This window comes from Acinetobacter sp. LMB-5 (assembly GCF_001541635.1).
GTDB classification, from domain to species: domain Bacteria; phylum Pseudomonadota; class Gammaproteobacteria; order Pseudomonadales; family Moraxellaceae; genus Acinetobacter; species Acinetobacter pittii.
In genome coordinates this window covers 160,647-178,911 of the sequence record NZ_LRDR01000004.1, presented here as the reverse complement: position 1 = coordinate 178,911, position 18,265 = coordinate 160,647, and the positions used below count along the sequence as shown (strand labels likewise).

General features: G+C 39.2%; 16 protein-coding genes. 10 read left to right on the top strand and 6 right to left on the bottom strand.

What is annotated here, in order from left to right; genetic code table 11:
* Positions 1-35: 35 nt before the first annotated feature.
* Together AW165_RS06060 and AW165_RS06055 are read right to left on the bottom strand one after the other, a co-directional pair.
* Entirely contained in the window at positions 36-485 is a 450-nt protein-coding gene (locus AW165_RS06060; protein ID WP_004842579.1) for a hypothetical protein, read from the bottom strand.
* A gap of 148 nt (positions 486-633) precedes the next feature.
* Positions 634-1,011: a winged helix-turn-helix transcriptional regulator gene (locus AW165_RS06055; RefSeq protein WP_017482014.1), complete on the bottom strand. Its 378-nt coding sequence runs from the start codon at positions 1,009-1,011 to the stop codon at positions 634-636.
* 99 nt (positions 1,012-1,110) lie between these two features.
* On the opposite strand from AW165_RS06055, the gene AW165_RS06050 reads away from it, so the two are divergent.
* Positions 1,111-2,121 (top strand): zinc-binding alcohol dehydrogenase family protein, encoded by a 1,011-nt coding sequence (locus AW165_RS06050; RefSeq protein WP_060465243.1) that lies wholly within the window; start codon positions 1,111-1,113, stop codon positions 2,119-2,121.
* A gap of 54 nt (positions 2,122-2,175) precedes the next feature.
* Here the strand turns inward: AW165_RS06050 and AW165_RS06045 are convergent, their stop codons facing one another.
* Positions 2,176-2,421: a SlyX family protein gene (locus AW165_RS06045; RefSeq protein WP_002115104.1), complete on the bottom strand. Its 246-nt coding sequence runs from the start codon at positions 2,419-2,421 to the stop codon at positions 2,176-2,178.
* 32 nt (positions 2,422-2,453) lie between these two features.
* Between AW165_RS06045 and AW165_RS06040 the strand changes: the two genes are divergently transcribed.
* The 4 genes from AW165_RS06040 to AW165_RS06025 all read left to right on the top strand — a co-directional run bounded on the left by AW165_RS06040 (position 2,454) and on the right by AW165_RS06025 (position 7,633).
* Complete coding sequence (locus tag AW165_RS06040) at positions 2,454-4,364, top strand: ATP-binding cassette domain-containing protein (protein ID WP_060465242.1); 1,911 nt, start codon at positions 2,454-2,456, stop codon at positions 4,362-4,364.
* A gap of 224 nt (positions 4,365-4,588) precedes the next feature.
* Complete coding sequence (locus tag AW165_RS06035) at positions 4,589-5,221, top strand: LysE family translocator (protein ID WP_005079191.1); 633 nt, start codon at positions 4,589-4,591, stop codon at positions 5,219-5,221.
* Between the two features lie 110 nt (positions 5,222-5,331).
* On the top strand, positions 5,332-6,267 hold the full coding sequence (lpxL, locus tag AW165_RS06030; RefSeq protein WP_060465241.1) for an LpxL/LpxP family Kdo(2)-lipid IV(A) lauroyl/palmitoleoyl acyltransferase: 936 nt from the start codon (positions 5,332-5,334) through the stop codon (positions 6,265-6,267).
* Between the two features lie 265 nt (positions 6,268-6,532).
* The gene (locus AW165_RS06025) at positions 6,533-7,633 is read left to right on the top strand and encodes a glycosyltransferase family 4 protein (protein WP_014208294.1); all 1,101 of its coding nucleotides are present in this window, start codon (positions 6,533-6,535) and stop codon (positions 7,631-7,633) included.
* A 55-nt stretch (positions 7,634-7,688) separates the two neighbouring features.
* Here the strand turns inward: AW165_RS06025 and gltP are convergent, their stop codons facing one another.
* Together gltP and AW165_RS06015 are read right to left on the bottom strand one after the other, a co-directional pair.
* Positions 7,689-8,975 (bottom strand): glutamate/aspartate:proton symporter GltP, encoded by a 1,287-nt coding sequence (gltP, locus tag AW165_RS06020; RefSeq protein WP_060465240.1) that lies wholly within the window; start codon positions 8,973-8,975, stop codon positions 7,689-7,691.
* A gap of 698 nt (positions 8,976-9,673) precedes the next feature.
* Positions 9,674-10,783, bottom strand: coding sequence for an endonuclease/exonuclease/phosphatase family protein (locus AW165_RS06015; protein ID WP_060465239.1), 1,110 nt, complete (start codon positions 10,781-10,783; stop codon positions 9,674-9,676).
* A 187-nt stretch (positions 10,784-10,970) separates the two neighbouring features.
* Here AW165_RS06015 and asd point away from each other — a divergent pair, with 187 nt between their 5' ends.
* From asd to truA, 5 genes are all read left to right on the top strand, one after another.
* Positions 10,971-12,089 carry an aspartate-semialdehyde dehydrogenase gene (gene asd, locus AW165_RS06010; protein ID WP_005066045.1) on the top strand — a complete coding sequence of 373 codons (1,119 nt, stop codon included), beginning with the start codon at positions 10,971-10,973 and terminating at the stop codon, positions 12,087-12,089.
* Between the two features lie 148 nt (positions 12,090-12,237).
* Positions 12,238-13,587 carry a FimV family protein gene (locus AW165_RS06005; RefSeq protein ID WP_060465238.1) on the top strand — a complete coding sequence of 450 codons (1,350 nt, stop codon included), beginning with the start codon at positions 12,238-12,240 and terminating at the stop codon, positions 13,585-13,587.
* A 59-nt stretch (positions 13,588-13,646) separates the two neighbouring features.
* Positions 13,647-14,909: a hypothetical protein gene (locus AW165_RS06000; RefSeq protein ID WP_060465237.1), complete on the top strand. Its 1,263-nt coding sequence runs from the start codon at positions 13,647-13,649 to the stop codon at positions 14,907-14,909.
* A 58-nt stretch (positions 14,910-14,967) separates the two neighbouring features.
* Entirely contained in the window at positions 14,968-15,939 is a 972-nt protein-coding gene (locus AW165_RS05995; RefSeq protein ID WP_060465236.1) for an asparaginase, read from the top strand.
* A 14-nt stretch (positions 15,940-15,953) separates the two neighbouring features.
* Positions 15,954-16,751 (top strand): tRNA pseudouridine(38-40) synthase TruA, encoded by a 798-nt coding sequence (truA, locus tag AW165_RS05990; protein WP_017385691.1) that lies wholly within the window; start codon positions 15,954-15,956, stop codon positions 16,749-16,751.
* Positions 16,752-16,993: 242 nt separating this feature from the next.
* On the opposite strand, the gene AW165_RS05985 is transcribed toward truA, so the two are convergent.
* A complete protein-coding gene (locus AW165_RS05985) occupies positions 16,994-18,004 on the bottom strand; it encodes an AraC family transcriptional regulator (protein WP_005066032.1) in 1,011 nt (336 codons plus the stop codon).
* Positions 18,005-18,265 lie beyond the last annotated feature (261 nt).

Genomic DNA, 18,265 nt, shown 5'->3' with positions numbered 1-18,265 from the left:
ATAAAATGTTATTCCTATACCAATAAATTTAAAAATCAGGCTTTAGCCAAGTTCAACAGATAAGCCTTCATCTCATCTAATTGTGTTGCTCTCAGGTCTGATTCCTCATCCCAATAAAGCCCTACACAGTTTGCCTGCATATCAATAGCATAAATCCCTTTTAATGCAATGGGAGAATCATTAAATTTCTCATCACCCTGAACCACTTTTAATTTGCCGTCTATAACGCGAGCACGCATTAAAGATAAACGGGCATCGGGAATCAATACACTATAATAAGCAACCATGCTGGCACGCTTTTCAGTCGCCATTGGGACATGTGTCCATTCAGGTGCAACGATTACACGTGGGTGTAAACCCATTTTACGAGCTTTATCACGCATAATACCAAGTGCCTTTTCACGTGGGCTCACTCTTAAACCAAAAATGGAGCCTAGTACGAAAAGAACAATGATAACGGTAACCCAAATTCCCATATTGTCCATAGCAAAACCTATTAATCTCTTTTATTAGAGTTGCATAAGCTGACCAGAAAACGCAAGTTTCATCATAAAAATAATGCCCGATACAGGGGCAAGCTTCAAAATAGTCAGATTTCACAGTGCAAATTGCGATGAGCTGACACAAATATCATTAAGGATTCGAATGGCCATCAACAAGTGTCAGCTTTCCAAACTGGTCAATATGAGCATCCCCCCACTGTTTTAAAGCAAACAGAATTTTTTCAAGACTTTGCCCCAAATCAGTCAGGCAGTATTCTACTTTAGGTGGTACCTGAGGATAGACTTCCCGATGAATAATTCCATCTTGTTCCAATTCACGTAGCTGATTTGTCAGCATTCTTTGGGTAATACTCGGAACACGCTTTCGAATTTCGTTAAACCTCAAGGTGCCTTCATTAAATAAATGCCAAAGAATGACGCATTTCCATTTCCCATCAATCAAGCTAATCGCTGCCTCCACTGAACAACCCGGAGAGCAATCAAAACTTGAGTGTCTTGCTTTTGCCATTTTACAGTATCCTTTTTGACACTATGAGCGTTATTTGTCTGTAGTCACTTATTTTAAGCTTACGTTATGATCAAACTCTCAACAAGAGGAATGATAATTATGAAAGCTGTGGCATATCAAAAAGCTGGTCCCATTACATCGCCAGAAGCACTCGTTGATATTGAACTCGATGCTCCTATTGCTGAAGGACACGATTTACTTGTTCGTGTACAAGCTGTCTCAGTAAATCCGGTAGATACTAAAATTCGAAAGAATGTAAGCCCTGAGAATAATCAGTGGAAAACGCTTGGCTGGGATGCAGTAGGTGTAGTTGAAGCGATTGGAGATAAAGTTTCACAATTTAAGATTGGCGATATTGTTTGGTATGCGGGTGCTCTTAATCGTCAAGGTAGTAATAGCGAATTACAACTCGTTGATGAACGCATTGTTGGCCATAAACCAAAAACTTTAGAAGCAACTGAGGCTGCAGCTCTCCCTTTAACTGCAATCACGGCTTGGGAGATGTTATTCGATCGCCTGCAAGTTCCAAAGAACGCGCCAGAAAACACAACAATATTAGTGATTGGTGGAGCTGGTGGTGTTGGCTCAATCACCATTCAACTTCTTAAACAGCTGACTAACCTAACAATTATTGCAACAGCTTCACGAGCAGAAACTCAAGACTGGGTTAAGCAACTTGGAGCAGATTATGTGTTAGATCATCGTCAACCTTTAACAGCCCAAATCAAGCAATTAGGTTTAACGGCACCTTTATATGTGTTCTCGACTACTCAAACAGATCAGCATTTAGCAGATATTGTAGAGTTGATTGCACCGCAAGGCCGTTTCGGACTTATTGATGATCCTGAACAGTTAGATATCAAACCGTTTAAATCAAAGTCTGTATCTGTACATTGGGAATTTATGTTTACACGTTCAATGTTCCAGACCGAAGATATGGCAAAACAAAGTGAACTATTAAATGAAGTCAGCAAGCTGGTTGATGAAGGAAAAATCAAAACAACTGTGACAGAAGTTATAAGTCCAATTAATGCTGAAAATTTAAAACGAGTTCATCAGCAAATTGAAAGTGGTACAACAAAAGGTAAGATCGTCTTACAAGGTTTTTAAACAAAATTGAAAATATTCCCAAATAAAAAGGCAAGTATCGAACTTGCCTTTTTATTAATAGTGGGGAGGTTTATTCGTTAGTGGATCAAAAGGTGCAATGCCTTCTGATAAATCCGAAGATTCCACACGTTGATAAAGAAATTGCATTTGTTTTTTCAAATCAGCTATTTCTTGAGTTTGAATAGCGAGTTGTTGATTTAATTGTTCAACTAAATCATCCAAAAATGTAATTCGCACTTGCAAATCTTCAATGGGTGCGGAAAATGACGCTTGATCATCATGATATGGTGGTTTAGTCATTTAAATCCTCATTTGAGATTCTGGAAAACATTATGGCCTATATTACCCTAAGGGATGTCCAACTTGCTTTTGGCGGACCTGCCCTGCTCGATGGCGCGAACTTTAATCTAGAACGTGGCGAACGAGTCTGTTTAATTGGTCGTAATGGTGAAGGTAAGTCTACTTTACTTAAACTGATCGAGGGAAGCCTATTACCGGATTCTGGTGAAGTTTCTATTCAAAATGGTTTAACTGTTTCAATGTTAGCCCAAGACGTTCCAATGGATTCTGGTAAGGTTGCTGACATTGTGGCTGATGGCGCAGGCGAAGCTGCCGAAGTACTCAGAGCTTATCATGAAGCAACTGATGCTTGTATGCTTGGAGATATGGAAGCTTGTGACCGTATGGGTAACCTACAGCATAAGCTCGACCAACTAGACGGCTGGGCACTCGAAAACAAGGTCAATGCTCTGTTAAGTAAAATGGGACTCGACCCAAATGCAGATTTGGCAGACCTTTCAGGTGGACGTAAACGCCGTGTTTTACTCGCTCGTGCTCTTTTAACGCAGCCAGACGTACTACTTCTAGACGAACCAACGAACCATTTAGATGTTGAAAGTATTGAGTGGCTAGAAAAATTTCTACTCGATCAAAATAATTTAACACTTCTATTTATTTCGCATGACCGCTCTTTTGTAGATAGCATTGCGACTCGAATTGTTGAACTTGACCGCGGTATTTTACGTGGCTACGAAGGTAACTATTCACGCTATTTAGAGCTTAAAGCTCAGCAAATGGAAGCAGAAGAGAAACAAAATGCTTTATTTGATAAAAAGTTAGCTGAAGAAGAAGCTTGGATTCGTCAAGGGATTAAAGCACGTCGTACGCGTAATGAAGGTCGTGTTCGCGCCTTAAAAGCTTTACGTGAAGAATCGAAAGCTCGCCGTTCACAACAAGGCAAAGTGAGCATGGCGACTCAAGAAGCAAATCGCTCTGGTAAATTAGTATTTGATATTGAGCACTTAAGCGTATCTTATGACGACAAACCACTGATTAAAGATTTCTCTACACTAGTCATGCGTGGTGACCGTATTGGCCTAGTCGGTGATAACGGTGTCGGTAAAACAACCTTAATTAAAGCTATTTTAGGTGAAATCGAGCACGGTGGTTCTGTTAAGACAGGTACACAGTTAGAAGTTGCTTATTTTGATCAATTACGTAATGCCTTAGACCTTGAAAAAACAGTAATGGCAAACGTTTCAGAAGGCTCTGACTTCGTTGATGTAAATGGCAACCGCCGTCATATCTACAGCTATTTACAAGATTTCTTGTTTTCACCTGAACGCGCACGTACACCTGTAAAAGCCCTTTCTGGCGGTGAGCGTAACCGTATTTTGCTTGCTAAATTACTGCTTAAACCATCGAACCTAATTGTGATGGACGAACCAACCAATGACTTGGATATGGTGACTCTTGAGCTACTTGAAGAGATGCTTTCTGAATACAAAGGTACCCTATTACTCATTTCGCATGACCGTGCATTTATGGACAACGTTGTAACATCGACTTGGGTCTTTGATGGTAAAGGCAATATTGCAGAGTACATTGGTGGCTACCAAGACTATTTGCTGCAGCGTCCAGATGATAAAGTTGTAGACCAAAAGTCTGACGTTAAAAAAGCTCAGGCAAAAGCCGAAGCTGAAAAAGCCGCAGCTCAAAGTAACGTGAAAAAGGTCAAACTAAGCTATAAAGACCAACGTGAACTTGAACAACTGCCTGCCGAAATCGAGAAACTGGAAGTTGAACAAGCAGAGCTTTCTGACAAACTTGCAGATGGTTCATGGTTTGTCAGTAATGCCGATGAAGCAACTAAAGCAAGTCAGCGTCTCGCAGATATTGAAGAGGTATTACTTGAAAAATTAGAACGCTGGGATGAACTTGAACAAATGAGCAAAGGAAATTAATTCACTTTTATTTCCTTTAAAGTAAGTAAAAAAGCCTCCTTAAATTAAGGGGGCTTTTTTCAGAATATCTATAAATTTTTAAAGCAAAAAATCTATAAAAAGTACATGATAAGTGATTAAGTTTAATTAGGCTTAATAGTTTTAAATAACACTCTGATTGAATATAAGACTTATAAAAATAATTATGTTATATCTACCAATATAATAATATTCGAGTATTTTTCATGCTAGATCTTTCTCAAATTTTAGCATTCGGATTAATCTGTTTGGCAATGGTGCTCACCCCTGGCCCAAACATGATTTATCTTATTTCTCGTTCAATTTGCCAAGGAAAAATGGCGGGATTTATTTCACTCGCTGGCGTTGGCGTTGGCTTCGTATTTTATATGCTTTGCGCTTCTTTTGGGATTACAGCCCTTATTGTCGCAGTCCCTTATGCTTACGACACCATACGTATTGCAGGAGCAATTTATTTACTCTGGCTAGCATGGAAAGCGCTACGTCCCAATGCATCCCCAATTTTTGATGTAAAACAATTATCAGTAGACTCTCCAGCTAAACTATTTTTAATGGGTTTTGCTACAAATCTACTTAATCCTAAAATTGCGATTATGTATTTATCGTTATTGCCACAGTTTATTCACCCACAACAAGGCAGTATTTTATGGCAATCCATTCAGCTCGGTACTATTCAAATTTTTGTTAGCGTCTCGGTAAATGCGCTGATTGTGCTTTCTGCGGGTAGCATTGCCCTTTTTCTTCAACAAAAGCCTCTTTGGGCAAATATACAACGTTGGCTTATGGGCACAGTGCTAGCTGGGCTTGCTGTTCGTATTCTTTTAGAAAATCGTCGATAACCACGTTTTACTTCCTTATCCTAACCGCTCAATTCAACAGTGTATTACGACGATAAATTCAGTTCGTGATACACTTTTGCCAGTTTTAATTTCGAATTCTTTATATCGCTATGAGCCAAAAGCAGACTTATACGCCCGGTGAATTTCAATGGTCCTTTTTATTGCCTAAATATTGGGGTATTTGGATTGCCATTGTTTTTTTAATGCTTTTGGCTATTTTGCCATGGGCAATTCAATGGCGTCTGGCTCATGGCTTAGCAAATCTTGCTTGGAGATATTTAAAATCTCGCCGAAAAACGACTATTCGTAATTTAGAAGTCTGCTTTCCCGAATGGTCAGCCGAAAAAGTACAGCAACAAGCTAAACAAGTTTTTGTGGATATGATGCTTGGTATTTTTGAGACATTAAACGCATGGTATAAACCTTACTGGTTTAAAAACCGTGTCACCATTGAAGGCTTAGAACACATTACCAATGCTCAGGCTCAGGGCAAAGGTGTTTTATTACTGGGGACTCACAGCACGCTTCTTGATGCTGGCGGCTATGTTTGTGCTCAGTATTTTGAACCAGATGTTGTCTATCGACCTCAAAATAACCCATTGCTCGATATGCTCATTTATCGTTGCCGTGGCACCATTTATAAAGCACAAATTGACCATGATGATATGCGGGGTTTAATTCGCCACCTTAAAGATGGTGATGCAATTTGGTATAGCCCCGATCAAGACTTCGGACTCAAGCAAGGCGTTATGGCACCATTCTTTGGCGTGCCAGCAGCCACAGTAACTGCTCACCGTCGTTTATTAAAAATCTCAAAAGCAGTTGCCGTTCCTTTATATTTCTATCGCCATGGAGATATTAAGAACCCGAAATATCATGTTCTGATTGAACCTGCGGTCAAAAATATGCCAAGTGAAGATGAAGTCGATGATGCAACTCGAGTTAATAAAATTATTGAAAATCAGCTTCGCATCGCACCAACTCAATATATGTGGTTCCATCGTCGTTTTAAGACACGTCCTGAGGGATATGAAGAGATCTATTAAGATAAAGCTGTGATAATTTTAAATTTATGACAGACACAGCCTTAATTTAAAGTGAAATTCAAATACTATCGAATAGGCAGACCTTACTTTTTAAGGATAAAAAGTAAGCAAAAATCCTTTGTTCCGCTGATGTTACTTCCGTATAACACAGCGAAACAGCGACATCCATGTCGCTAGCACGATAGTAAATTCCGGATAATGATTTAGTTTGAAATGATGTATCTATAGATGGTCCATCTTTTATGAATGTATAAGGCAAAAAACAATGAAAGTGATGCAACTTCTCCCAGAACTTAATAGCGGTGGCGTAGAACGCGGCACACTAGAAATTGCACGTGCACTTGTTGCACAGGGCCATCAATCTCTGGTTGTGTCTAATGGCGGACGATTAGTGTCTCAACTTGAAGCTGAAGGTTCTATTCACTTAACGCTGCCTATTCATAAAAAATCACTTTCAAGCTTGTGGCAAATTCGTCCTTTACGCCGGCTGATTGAACAGCATCAACCTGATATTGTTCATGTGCGCTCTCGTGTACCAGCTTGGCTTACTCACTTTGCCTTAAGAAAAATACCTGCAAACAAACGCCCTCACCTCATTAGCACTGTACATGGTTTCTATTCAGTTAATCGTTATAGTGCGATTATGACTCAAGCTGAAAAAGTGATTGCTGTTTCTGACAGCGTGGTTAAATATATCACTGACCATTATAAAAACTGTCCACCGCAAGATATTGTGCGAATTTATCGGGGCATTGACCCTGCCGCTTTTCCACATAATTACCAGCCCTCAGCACAGTGGTTTAACCAAGTTTTTAATGACTTTCCTGAGCTTGAAAATAAGTTTTTACTTTGCTTACCTGGTCGTATTACACGCTTAAAGGGGCATGAAAGTTTAATTGAACTGATGCAGCAACTTCAGACGCAGTATCCTCAGCTACATGTGGTTGTTGTCGGCGGTGCTGATGCCAAAAAGCAAGCCTACTTAAGTGAATTACAAAGTACCATTCAAAGCAAAGGACTCACAGATAAAATTACCTTCGTAGGACATCGCTCAGATATTCGGGAATGGCTCGCTTTTAGCGATATTGTGCTCTCTCTATCCAATCAAGCAGAAACATTCGGTAGAACAGCCTTAGAAGCGCTTTCAGTGGGTACACCAGTCATTGGCTGGAACCGTGGCGGTGTTGCCGAGATTTTATCGAATGTATACCCCCAAGGTCTTGTTGAAGCAGAAAATGAAAAAGCCTTAATCGAGACTGTAAAAAATCATATTGAACAACCTCAAATCGTTGCTCCTGTCACTATGTTTAGCTTAAAAGATATGTGTGATCAAACACTAGAACTATACCAACGCGTTTTGAAATAACCCAATAAAAAACCCGCAATATTCGCGGGTTTTTTACAACTAAAAGAAAGCCATCTTATTTAAATGTTGCTTCATAAGCGGCAGCTTTTTCAGAGTCGTATTGTTTTTCCCATTTACTGATTACAAGTACAGCAAGTGCGTTACCAACAACGTTCAACGCAGTACGAGCCATATCCATAATACGGTCAACACCAGCAATAAATGCTAAGCCTTCTACAGGAATACCAACACTACCTAATGTCGCTAATAACACAACAAATGATACGCCAGGAACACCAGCAATACCCTTAGAAGTAATCATTAATGTTACAACCAAAATAACTTGTTGGCTGATTGACATTTCAATACCGTAAAGCTGTGCAATAAAGATTGCAGCGATACTTTGGTAAAGCGTAGAACCATCAAGGTTAAATGAATAACCAGTTGGAATCACAAAGCTGGAAATTGCTTTTGGCGCACCGTAAGCTTCCATTTTTTGCATAATACGCGGTAATACTGTTTCCGAGCTTGCCGTTGAAAATGCCAAAATCAATTCATCTTTTAAAATCTTAAATAAGATAAAAATATTGATTCCAAACATTTTTGCAGTCAAACCAAGCACAACAAATGCAAAGAAGAAGATTGCACCGTAAACTAATACAACTAATTTACCTAATGGAATGAGTGAAGCAAAACCGAAGTTTGCAACAGTTACAGCGATTAAACCAAATACACCCACTGGTGCATATTTCATGATGATGTGCGTTACGCGGAACATCGTTTCTGAAACTGCATGAAACACATTTAACAATGGGTCTTTAGTGGTTGCTGGTAAAGAAGATAAACCAATACCAAATAGCACAGCAAAGAAAATCACAGGTAACATTTCGCCATGCGCCATTGAACTAATAATGTTCGTTGGGATAAGCGATAATATTGTTTGAATTAAACCATGTGACTGAGACTGAACTTCTTCAGTTGTATGCTTATATTGAGAAATATCCGACTGCACCAACTGAGACATATCAATGCCTGAGCCTGGGTGGAAAATATTTGCTGCAACCAAGCCAACCAAAATAGCAATAGTCGTAATAATTTCAAAATAGAGAATGGTTTTAAAACCAAGTCGCCCTAAACTTTTCGTACTGCCAACACCTGCAATACCTAAAATCAAGGTAGAGAAAACGATTGGAATAACAATCATTTTAATCAGGCTAATAAAGATCTTACCAAGTGGGGTAAGAACATTATTCACAATACTGTCTCTGATTTCAGGCTGGTTATGTAAAACAGCCCCGACAACTATCCCTAGGATTAAAGCAATTAAAATTTGCCAAGCAAGGCTAAATTTAAAATTCTTCATAAGACAATCCTTATGCACCGCAAAGTATCAAATATGAGAGGGAGAAGAACACTAACTAAGAGTGAAACCTCAACATGTACAGTAATTTCCAAACAGAAATTTAAATGTACAAACAAATCACAACCCGCCGATCCGGCGAAGTAAAAAACAATGCCTGTTGACGATCCAACATGTCAACGATCGGCACATTCTATTGAGATTTATTAATTAAACAACCCCAATTTATCTTTAAATAAATTAAAGCCTATATTTATTCATCAATAATCTATAAAAACAAAAACTTAGATAAAAAAAATTTTGTATCTTTTTTCATTAAAAATTGCGCACATGTACATGAAAATTTATGAAGGCTTAACGCGAATTAAATAGATTTTAAAAATAAGATAATCTTGGAAATATTTATTTGATTTACAATAAATTTAATAAGGTATATAAAAATATCAACCCGAGTTCTGCGTCCTGCAAAACTCGGGTAAATGAGGTTGTGCTTTCAGGTTAATAATTATTTTTATCGTTTCCGTTCCAACATCTGATCCGTGATGCTATTCCATATCAGCTTTATGTATCCTTACGTGGGATTATCCATTCCCGGTTCCGTGTGCCGATGAATGTAGAATAAGGTTTTTAGAACCCTATGCCTATTCGCCCTAGACTCAAATCTTTGTACGATATTGCTTACATCACTTTTTATATTCTTTTTATTTATAAGGCTGTGCAATTTTATCAGTTACTACTTTTTCTTCAGCTTCAGCCTTTGCAATTCCTTCTTGGATAGCTCTTTGTGCCTCTTCTTCATCATCTTGAGTTTGTTCCAATTCCTCTTGAATATGCTCAAATATTCGACCAGTCTGCAAAACCACATAGACAGGAAAATGATCAGATCCGATATGAGGTAAACGCTGCATCTTCACTAAACCGAAATCTGTACTATGGAAAATATGGTCTAAAGACCAGCGCAATAAAGGATAGTCCGCATGAAAAGTATTAATAAAATGTCGCCCAACACGCGGATCCAGTAATCCACTAATTCGTTGAAATAACCGTGTAGTACGTGACCACGCTACATCGTTTAAATCACCCATCACAATACAGCTTTCATCTAGATCTTTAATTTGGTCGCCCACAATTAAAAGTTCAGCATCGCGTAAAGTCGAATCCTTCGCCTCAGTTGGACTAGGTGGCTTCGGATGCAAACAATAGAGTTGAACTGGCATACCAGACCGTAAAGTCACAGTTGTATGAATGGAGGGAATTTCATCACTGAGAATAAATTTAACTTCAGTATTTGATAAAGGTAGACGGCTATATAAATGCATGCCGTAGAGATTATCTAAAGGTACAGGAACACGATAAGGATAGTCACCTTCGATCTCCCTTAAAGCATTTTCCCATGTCGCATCGCTTTCTAATGTAAGTAGTAAATCTGGTTTTAATGTCCTGATCTGTTCAAGCAATAAATGATACTTATCATTAGGAGTAAGGACATTCGATACGATTAATGAAATCTGCTTTTGTGGATCTAATTGAGACTTTTTCACCTGTTTAACCTGTTTTTTCCAAAACAAGGTATAGGGCAAAATCATTTTAAGCTGATAGGCAATGGCAGCAATGAGCGCAGCCAGCACTACTTCACGCCAAAGATTCCATTCGTCGGGCCAAAACAGCATTCCTATAAAAGCTAAAAGACCAACAAATAGAATCTGCAACCGAGGAAAGTCGGCACCACGAAACCACCACTCATCGCGGGGAATAAGTGACCAGAAACTTAACCAAATCACCAGACCAGCTAGAACTTCGATATAAATCATTGAATTTTCTCTTTTAAGATGATTTGTTTTTTAAAGTTTTTGTCATCTTTATCAATTTTGTATGTAACATAAACAAGATATTCTACTCAATAAAGATGGTGTTTTGTTTCTGTAACGCTTGCAGTTGTGGACACTTTTGATACACTCAACTCCCCCTAACAATTTTAACGCACCGAGGCAAAATGACATGAAAGTAGGTCTGGTCGGTTGGCGCGGGATGGTCGGTTCCGTCCTTATGCAACGTATGGTTGAAGAGAATGATTTTGCTCATATTGAGCCATTTTATTTCTCTACCAGTAATGCAGGTGGTGAAGCTCCTTCATTTGGTGGTAAGACTGCCCCAGCACTTATGGAAGCTACAGACATTAATAGTCTGAAGCAAATGGATGTCATTATTACCTGTCAAGGTGGTGACTATACGTCTGAAGTTTTCCCACAGTTAAAAGCGACTGGTTGGGATGGCTACTGGATTGATGCAGCCTCTACTTTACGTATGTCAGATGATGCGATCATCGTTCTTGACCCAGTAAACCTTAACGTTATTAAAGACGGCTTGGTTAACGGCACCAAAACTTTCGTAGGCGGTAACTGTACAGTATCGCTTATGTTAATGGGTGTAGGTTCACTTTTCCAAAACAATTTGGTGGAGTGGATGACTGCTATGACTTATCAAGCAGCATCAGGCGCTGGCGCACAAAACATGCGTGAGCTACTAACTGGTATGGGCTACTTATACAACAATACTAAAACATTGTTAGATGATCCTAAATCTGCAATTTTGGATATTGATCGTCAAGTTGCCGAGTTACAACGTGGTGAAGGTTTCCCATCTGCTAACTTTGGTGTGCCATTAGCTGGTTCATTAATTCCTTATATTGATAAACAGCTCGAAAGCGGTCAGTCAAAAGAAGAGTGGAAAGGTCAGGTTGAAACCAACAAGATCTTGGGTAACTCACAAATTGTTCCTATCGACGGCCACTGTGTCCGTATTGGTGCGATGCGTTGCCACTCTCAGGCGCTTACTATCAAGTTGAAAAAAGATGTGCCGCTTGATGAAATCGAAGATATGATTCGTACTTCAAGCCAATGGGCGAAAGTTGTACCAAACACTCGTGAAGCGTCTATGACTGACCTTACACCTGTTGCTGTAACTGGTACTTTAACTGTGCCTGTAGGTCGTCTACGTAAACTCAACATGGGTAAAGAATATCTGGGTGCATTTACAGTGGGTGATCAGTTACTTTGGGGTGCTGCAGAGCCTTTACGTCGCATGTTACGTATTTTAGTTGAATACAAAAGCTCATAGTTTGATTTGAATTATTCAGTCAAAATAAAAAGCCGATCACATTAGATCGGCTTTTTCGTAACTGGTTTGTGAAAATTTTACAATTTATTTACATTTCATTATTGTATAATTTTGAATGACTTTACGACTTATTAGGTCATGGATTGAGATGACTGTTTATAACAAATTAAAAATTGCCATTTTCACCATTATGTCTTCGCCTTCTATTTATGCGATTACATTAGACCCTATACAAATTCAGTCCGCACCTGGCGATTTGTTATATGCCGAAATGAATTTTCAACAAGCTGACCCCAACGCTACTCTACAAGTAAGTCTAGCGACTCCTGAAGATTTAAGCGCTTTAGGCGTAACTCATCAGCCGCCCGGAAATCTTAATTTTTATACACGCCAAAACGGTCAAGGCTCAGGGGTTATTGTGATTACCTCATCTCGCCCTGTGATTGATCCTGAACTAAATATTGTAGTAAAAATTAGTGAAGGTTCTGCCACACGTTTGCAGCATATCAAAACCGTAATTAAGCCTTCTTCTATAAAAAAGACTGAAAATAACGAAAGTACTTTGTCACCTCAGTTTATTGTCAATGAAAAAGACATTGCTCTAAATCTGCCAGAAAGTACTCGATATGCATCACCAACTTCGGCCTCAACTACAAATAATTCGAATGGTGAACACAGTCTTAATATTAACGTTGGAACAGCTCCAGCAATAAACACAAATTCATCCAATACACTTAGTGCAAATTCTTCTACTCAACTTGCTCAACAAGTTACAGCAGCTACTACCCCAGATCAGACAGAAATTAAACCAACCAGCGCTAAGACACCTACAAATAATTCACCAAAAACTCCGGTCAAAAATTTAACAGCGCAAAAGAAATCTGTACCTCAAAAAGCGCTTAACCAAAATCCTGCGAAGAAACAATCGTTACGTTCCTACAAAGGACCAACATCATCAGGTAAATATGTGGTACAGCGAAATGAGTCTTTATGGAGCATTGCTAATCGTATTGCCGCGAAAACAAAACAACCTGTTGCGAAAGTCATGCATGATATTCAAACACAAAACCGACATGCTTTTATTCAAGGTGATGTAAATCGTTTGCGTCAGGGAATCGCACTTAACCTAGCTCACTCTCCTGCTGCTAAACCTCAGCAAAACAAGTCAAAAACAGATATCGCACATACTGCAAAATCAACTTCTGGCAAAGCAAAATACCGTTTACAACAAGCCGAAATGAGTATTGTGGCTGAAAACAGTCAAAATACTACGCATGGAAGTGCTAAAAAGAGCACACAACAAAGTCAAAACAATACTGAGTTAGCAGTAAAAGTTATGACAACAAGAGAAAAAACCGTTACATTACAAAGGAATGTAACCAAACTAAATCAAACTTTACGTTTAAAAGACCAACGTATTCAACTTCTGAATGCACGTTTGGCAGAGTTACAACAGCAGTTACAAGCACAGCAACAGACTCATAAGCAAAAGCATTAAGTTAAAACCAGAGTCAGCTCGCTTTATATTGCAAATATTTATTTTTTAAGGGGAAAGTAATGTTATATGTGATTCCATTCATCATATTGCTCGTGGTCGCTGTCATTTTAAAAAAACGCGAAAATAGCCAGAAGCAAGAGTCGAATTCCCCTAAAACAATAAATAGAAAAACCAATAAAAAAGCGAACTCTAAACCAAGTAAAAACTCGCGTGAAAAAACTAAAGTAAATGTAGTTGAAGAATCTATTCCCTCTACTCCACAAAGCAGTCCTGTTCCAGACACTGTTCGTCAGAAGATTCAGCTACTTATTCAAGAAAAACAATTCTCAGCCGCTGAAGCTCAAGTCAATCAAGCGCTAAAAAAAGATAATACGCAACACGAACTTTATTTATTGCTACTTGAGATTCATATTGCACAAAAAGATGAGTTTGCAATAACTCAACTGATTAGCCATATTCGTAGCTTAGCGCTCAATGAAATAGCCATTCAAGCAGAAGCCAGACAAAAAGAATATGAGTCATCAAGACAACCAGATGCGATCGATTTCCCTCACGCTCAAACATACCAAGAGCCAAAAAATATATCTGATGCAACAGCTCAGTTTGACCAATTAACAACAAGTTCTTCTGAAACTTCTTTTGATGAATTGCAGCAAGACTATACCCCTGTAAAGCAAGAACCTGCTGTTGAAGTTGAACCTTTAGAGTTTAACTTTTCATTTGAGCAAACCACGACTACCGAAAGTACCAGCCAACCAACACAGAAATCAGAGTTATCGCCATCTCAACAAACAAATGAGCTAACTGACCTAGAGTTTTCTTTTGACTTGGCACCTCTGCATGAATCTGAGGAAAAAAACCAGACAGTAGCGGCACCAGCAGCTCAAGAGAACACCAATGCTTTGGATTTTAATCTTGAATTAACCCATGAAAATCCAGAAGTAAAACCTAATGAACAGATCTCATCATTAGATGAGCTTCAACTCGTAGAACAAGCTCCATTAGAGTCGAATTCAATAGCACCTCTTGAGTTTTCGCTAGACGAGCCTGTATTAGTTACAGCACCAGAGATTGAAACTCAAAACCTTGTAGACCTAGTAGGCGAAGAAACTACCCCAGATCAAACTAAAGATCCCCTTGTAGAAGCTTTTCCAGAATTAAAACAGTTAGATGAAAATGAACTTGATTTAAAACTAGCTGAGCAATACATCAAGTTAGGAGCCTACCCAGCAGCTCAAGCCTTATTGGCAAGCAATGAGCAAAAATTCAACACAGAACAACAACAACGCGCGAAAAACTTACTTAATCGCATAGCTTCTTAGAACTGTTCGATTTACCATAAGCAGTCAGAGATGACTGCTTTTTTATGCCTGCAAAAATATGAAAAAAATAGCCTTATTTTATATGGGTGGTACTTTTGGTTGCATTGGTGAACCTCTAGCTCCTATGCCTTATGAGCAATTCTTGCCTCAACTTGAAAAAGTGATTCCCCCACACTTAACAGTTGACTGCTTTGCTGCACCCAATATTGTTGATAGCAGTGCATGCACGGCACCTGATTGGTTACGCCTGATTCAACGTATACAACAACTACAACTTGAAGGTTATCAGCATTTCGTTGTTATTCATGGTACAGACACGCTCAGTTACGCGGCTGCAACCCTAGCCCGCTTTTTAGGCCAAAGCTGTCATATTGTGATTACCGGTAGTCAATATCCGCTACTCAATATTCAAGGCGATAATACCCGTGAATTTACTGATGCAATTGAGAACTTATATCTTGCACTAGAACAAGTGATTGCTTTACCTGTGGGTGCTTATCTCGCATTCCACCATCAAGTATTCCACGCGCAGACTGCATTAAAAACGCATACGACTGAACTCGATGCATTTTCAGGGTTAAGTAGTGAAGCTGAGTTTACGCCTCAGCAAAATGAATTGATCGTACAAGATGCCCAAATTGAACGAGCTGCTTCCTTCCAGATTTTAAACTGGATGATGCAACCCATTGCAACACAGCACTTAGTACAACAATTACGCCACTTACTTTCAGCCCCACCACACTTTTTAGTGTTACAAGGTTTTGGTACTGGCAATATTGCAGTAAACCAAGAATTACTTGCAACATTAGATGAGCTTTACACACGTGGCTGTGTTCCGATTCTTACCACTCAGGTAACATTCGGTGGTATTGATCAACGTTATGCGATTAGTGCATGGGCCAAAACTGCAAAAATTGTCATCAGTGATGCACATAGCCATGCAGATCTCTATGCAAAAGCACTTCAAATCTATTTAAAATACCCAACCCCAGAACAATGGCTCAGCCATTGGAACGAAAATTTGCATTAAACAGAGGTAAAGCCATGCAACGTTATGCAGTCGGTATTGAATTTAGCGGAGTTCAATACCGAGGTTGGCAAACACAACAGCCAGGCGTTGCCAGCGTTCAGGAAACGATCGAGCGTGTACTGAGTAAAATTGCAGATGAGCCCATTGCACTTCACGGTGCGGGTCGTACTGATGCGGGAGTACATGCAACAAATATGGTGGCGCACTTTGACACGAACGCTATTCGTCCAGAAACGGGGTGGTTAAGAGGGGCAAATAGTCAACTACCTAAAGATATTTCCATTCAGTGGATTAAACTGATGGATGAAAATTTTCATGCCCGCTTTAAAGCGACTGCTCGACGTTACCGCTATATCATCTATAACGCACCGCATCGCCCAGCACTATTACATAAGCAAGTTACGCACATTTACCAAAAGCTAGACGTGCAAAAGATGATTAAAGCTGCTAGTAAGTTCGAAGGAACGCATAACTTTGAAACTTTCCGCGCAGCAGCATGCCAATCAAACCAGCCTGTTCGACATGTAAAACATTGTCGTTTATTTGAACATGGACGCTATTTAGTTTTAGATATTCAAGCAGATGGTTTTTTACATCATATGGTGCGTAATATTGTCGGTTGCTTACTCGAAATTGGTCAAGGTATGTATGAAATTGATCATATCGATGCAATGTTTGCAGCGCAGGATCGTAAGGCAGCTGGGGTAACCGCCCCACCCGATGGCCTTTATTTTATTCAGTGTAATTATCCTGAACAGTTTGATTTGCCGCAGCCACCACTTGGACCACATTGGCTAAACTTACCAGATTAAAATATTTAAAACTCAGTATCAAAATTAAGCATTAAATAAGATACGCGACAAAGTCATACGCAACCTGCCCTAAATATATAATTATATGTTTTTGCGATGCATTAGATATTGATAATTATCTAACAGGTTTTGCGTATGACAATGGTTTTGGTTACTTTTCCCGAAAGAAAAGTAACTCTAGCTGAAAGCCAATCCAATTATTAAAGCCTCAATGGCACGACTCCGTCATGACATAGAATAAATTAACGGTGTTGTTTACGCTTACGGTATTCCACAGGTGTTTCATTCGTCCAACGCTTAAATGCACGATAGAACGTACTTGGTTCAGAGAAACCAGTTAAATATACAATACGCTCAACACTCTCGTTGGTATTTGCCAAAAGCTTTTTAGCCAAACGGCAACGATAGTCAGAAAGTATTTGTTGAAAACTGGTATTTGCCTCACTGAGCTGAGTACGTAAACGACGCGGCGTAATATTCAACTGAGCAGCAACGGTCTCTAAAGTTGTTTCTCCACTTTCAAGTGTCGAACCAATCGCACGACGAACCTCACCCACCAAATCATAACGGGCCAGTTCCTGCAATTTTTCAATTGCGAGCTGCTCATGCAATTGCAATAACTCAGGCTCTGCTTGCCAAAGCTGGAAATCTAAAATAGCTGGGTCAAAATATAAACGTGTCTCTTTCTGACCTAGGCTAACTGGGCAGCCAAATACACGGAAATATTCATCCTCAGAAGCTCCTTCGCTAAAATTAAAATCGATGAAGATAGGATGAAATTGTCCTTCAGTAATGAACTTAAAAAATCTAAGCACGCCCGAAATTGCACATTCAGAGAAATGACGATTGACGAGATTGTCAGCACCAATCTGTTCACCATTGGTTAAATAACAACGCCCTTCTTCAACGACTAGTTTTGCATCAAATGCATCACTAATCAGTCGTTGATAAGCTAAGGCTCGTTTTAATCCTTCACCAAAGGTTTCACTACTAATAAATAGATGTTCAATCACCTGCCCTCGATACAAAGGCAAATGTTCACCTAAATGCAGACCGATGTCTGGATCTTTACTGACTTCCTGAGCGGCAGTCCAAAAGGCATACTGTGCACTTAACGGTGTACGTGCATTGGTATCGACCTGATTTAAAGCAACTCCCGCTTTGGTTAATATTTCTTCTGTTGGCAAACCCGCACGACGAATCGCTTGGTAGCCAAAGCGTAATACAACTGATGCATCTGTTAGCTGACCCACGCAGTGCCCTTCCATGTAGATACTTCATTGATATTTAGGGCTGTTGACCTTTATGCAATTAACAGTCCCTAATAACTATGATTTTAGATTAGCGTTGATTGACCAAACTGACAACAGAATTACACTTCTTTTGTGAAAAAAATTACATCTTTTTTTATTAGTCATACTTTAACCAGATGCTTTAGCAGAAGTGTGTCTATCTTGTTTTTTTTAAAAAAATTGACTATAATTTGCGCCTTTCCAATTTGATCATCAGGTAGG